Annotated in this window: 3 protein-coding genes and 1 tRNA gene; all 4 read left to right on the forward strand. The window is 59.8% G+C overall.

Translation table 11 applies throughout. The features are described from left to right. On the forward strand, nt 1-1,287 hold a 1,287-nt coding region (locus AAC035_RS19575), incomplete at its 5' end, for a flagellar basal body rod C-terminal domain-containing protein (RefSeq protein ID WP_339806796.1). A gap of 34 nt (nt 1,288-1,321) precedes the next feature. Further along, on the forward strand, nt 1,322-2,863 hold the full coding sequence (flgL, locus tag AAC035_RS19580) for a flagellar hook-associated protein FlgL (protein WP_339806798.1): 1,542 nt from the start codon (nt 1,322-1,324) through the stop codon (nt 2,861-2,863). A gap of 209 nt (nt 2,864-3,072) precedes the next feature. Continuing rightward, nucleotides 3,073-3,159, forward strand: a tRNA-Leu gene (locus AAC035_RS19585). A gap of 73 nt (nt 3,160-3,232) precedes the next feature. After that, nucleotides 3,233-3,579 (forward strand): S-adenosylmethionine:tRNA ribosyltransferase-isomerase (locus tag AAC035_RS19590; protein WP_339806799.1); only part of this gene is annotated, 347 nt, incomplete at its 3' end.

Below are 3,579 nucleotides of genomic sequence, written 5' to 3' on the forward strand. Positions count from 1 at the left end.
ACCGAAAATCCCACGGAACTTGAATTCACTCTTACCAGCGGTGGCCGCACGCTGGTTGTCAGCGAACAGATGAATGGTGGCAAGCTGGGTGGTTTGCGTCGCTTCCAGGATCAGGCCCTGAAGCCGGCGACCGATGAACTGGGTCGCCTGGCCGTGGTGATTTCCGACCAGCTCAACAAGCAGCACCAGATCGGCATGGACCTGGAAGGCGACCTTGGCGGGCTGTTTTTTACTGACATCAACAGCCCTGAAATCCAGCGCGCCAGAGTGATTGCCAGCGGCAACAACCAGGCTCCGTCGAACGGTGTGCTGGGTGTCGAGATCACTGACAGCTCCGAGCTGGTGGCCGGTTCCTGGGATTTGCGTTTCTCCGGCGCCGATGGCCGCAACTACGAGTTGATTGATCAGGCTACCGGGCGCACGGTGAATCAGGGCCGCTTGCCCGATCCGCTGCCTGCCGAAATCTCCATGCCCGGTTTCAACATCCGGGTGGAGGCCGGCACCTTCAACGAAGGCGATCGCTTCCAGATTCAGCCGACCCGGCAATCTGCCTCTGACCTGCGGTTGCTGGTGGAGCGTGAGGAAGATCTGGCGTTTGCCAGCCCGGTCCGGGCCAGTGCTGATAACGGTAACAGCGGTGACGCCAGCATTAATCAGGGCACCATGTTGTCGATCCGCAATCCCCTGACCAATGCGGCGTTGCCGGGATTCACCACCCTGGGCGAGCTCAGTCCGCCACTTATGGTGAGATTCACCTCTGACAGCCAATACGAAGTACTGGACGCCACCGATCCGGCCCGGCCGGTGCCCCTGGATCCGCCGGTGGGCGGTGACTATCAGCGAGGCATCAGCAATGCCCTGTTCTCTGAGAACCCTGCGGATCCAAACTACCGGGGCTTTCAGTTCCGGGTCAGCGGTAATCCTGAGGCCGGGGACAGCTTCCTGATCGAGTACAACACCGGTGGTGTAGCGGACAACCGCAACGCCGAACTGCTGGCGGGGCTTGCCACCGCCCGCACCATGAATGGTGGCACCCAGAGTTTTACTGACGGCTACGCAGGCCTGGTGGAAAATGTCGGGGTCAAAACCCGTCAGAGTCAGCTGGACCGGGACTCAGCGGCCAGCCTGCTGGAGCAGTCTACCAATCAGCGTGAGTCCGTTTCCGGCGTCAATCTGGACGAGGAGGCCGGCCGGCTGATCCAGTATCAGGCCGCCTATAACGCCTCGGCGAAGGTGATGGGTGTGGCCCAGGAGCTGTTCGACACCTTGCTGGCGACGTTCAACTAATGGCTGTTTGTGGTTCAGGATTGAGGTAAGCGACATGATAAGGATCTCTTCACAGCAGATTTTCTCGGGTGGTTCCAGCCGGTTGCAGGAACTGAACGTGGATCTGAACAAGACCCAGAACCAGATTTCCACGGGCAAGCGGGTGGTCAATCCGTCCGACGACCCGGTGGCGGCGGCCCGTATCCTGAAACTGGATCAGGAGGTGGGGCGCATTGAAACCTTCCAGCGTAACGTCAGCCTGGCGGAAAACCGGCTGCAACAGGAAGAGAGCACCCTGGCCAGCACCCTGGACGTGGTGCAGCGGGTGCGCGAGCTCACCGTGCAGGCAGGTAACGGATCCCTGACCGCCAATGATCGCAAGGCGATTTCCACCGAGCTCAGAGAACGCCTCGGCCAGATGGCATCACTGGCGAATACCCGGGATTCCTCCGGGCAGTACCTGTTCAGTGGCTTCCAGGGCCAGAGCCCGGCGTTTGAACAGAATATCTCCGGTGACTGGGTCTATCAGGGTGACGAAGGCCAGCGTTCCCTGGAAATTGACGACGGTGTGCGGGTCAACATCAGTGACAACGGCAAGAAACTGTTCAGCGACGTGCCGGCAGCCGGACCTACCTTCTTCGCTGAAGCAAGCAGCACCAATACCTCCGGTGCCCGTATCACCTCTGGCATGGTACTGGATCCGGAACTGCTGGCCGGGCTGGCGCCGGAAGATCTGGTGGTTTCGGTTGCCGACGATGGCCTCGGCGGTCTCACCTACGAGGTCACCGAGCGTACCACCGGCAATCTGATCGCCGGGCCTGAGACCTACACCAGTGGCGAAACCATCCGGGTTGCCGGGGTGCAGTTCGAGATCGCGGATGGCCAGGATGGCGACGACTTTTTTATCAAGACCACGGACAAACAGTCCATTTTCACCACCGTTGAACAGCTGATCTACGGGCTTGAGAATTTTGACAAGGTCTCCAGAGCGGCCACTGTGACCGGGTTTGCGCCTGAGGATGGCGATGTACTGAACATTAACGGTGTCAACCTGACCTTCAACGCCGGGGATAACCTGGCGGACCTGGCTGCTGCCATCAACGGCAGTGACGACAACGCCCTGGCCGGTGTTACGGCGCAAGTGTCCGGGGGCGAACTGGTGCTGACCTCGGGGCTCAGCGATGTCCGGATTGACGCCGGTGGCTGGGCAGGAGATCTGGCAACGGACGGTGCTCTATACGACAACATCGACATCCTGGCGGGTGTGGTCCAGCCGGGTGGCGTTGATAGCGCAGGCTATATCAGCGGCCAGAAGGCCTACGATGACCTGATTGCCGCTTCCCTGAGTAACCTGGACAACGGCCAGGAGACCATCGTGCGGGCGCAGACCGAGATCGGCGGCCGCATGAACGCCCTTGAATCCACCGGTCAGTTCCTGGAAGACTCCTCGCTGTATTCCAAGGATATCCGCTCTCAGTTGCAGGACCTGGATTACGCCGAGGCTATCAGTAATCTCAGTTTTCAGAGTTTCGTGCTTGAAGCCGCCCAGCTTTCGTTCGCCCAGACCTCCCAGCTGTCGCTGTTCGATCGTCTGTAAGCCGGCGAGGGGGCTGTCTGTCCTCGCGCAGGCTGCAGGTTGCTTTCAGCAATAACCTCAGTATAATCCCGTGCTCGCACCCCTTCGGGGTGTTGTACCGGTCGGGTTTGTGCGTGCCCGGGTTTCCTGCAGTCCACTGCAGGCAGGCTCCACGGCGAATCCCCACCGGAATCCTGACACGCGTTCAGTGGTTCCGGCAGCTTGATAATGGCGGTGTGGTGGAATTGGTAGACACGACGGATTCAAAATCCGTTGCTGGCAACAGCGTGGCGGTTCGAGTCCGCCCACCGCTACCATCGGGCTTTTCGTAATATCCGGTACCTGTTTCAGTCCAGAATCCGTTAACGCGGAACCACGATCGGCACCGCCATGAACGTCTCTGATTTCCATTTTGACCTGCCAGACGAGCTGATCGCCCGCTACCCGTTACCACAGCGCACCGCTTCCCGCCTGCTGGTGCTTGACGGTGGTAACGGCCAGACCAGCCACGCCAGTTTCCGCGATATCCTCTCCCTGCTGCAGCCCGATGATCTGCTGGTATTCAACGATACCCGGGTGATTCCTGCGCGACTGTTTGGTCACAAGGCCAGCGGCGGCAAGGTTGAGGTACTTACCGAAAGAATTCTGTCTGAACATTCTTTGCTGGCCCATGTGAAAGCCTCCAAGGCACTGAAACCCGGTCAGCAGGTGGTGCTTGAGGACGGCACCCGGCTGAC

The sequence above is a fragment of the uncultured Marinobacter sp. genome (assembly GCF_963974375.1).
Classification (GTDB): domain Bacteria; phylum Pseudomonadota; class Gammaproteobacteria; order Pseudomonadales; family Oleiphilaceae; genus Marinobacter.

Coding starts and splice junctions, on each gene's coding strand:
- flgL (WP_339806798.1), top strand. CDS start 1,322: ATGATAAGGATCTCTTCACAGCAGATTTTCTCGGGTGGTTCCAGCCGG.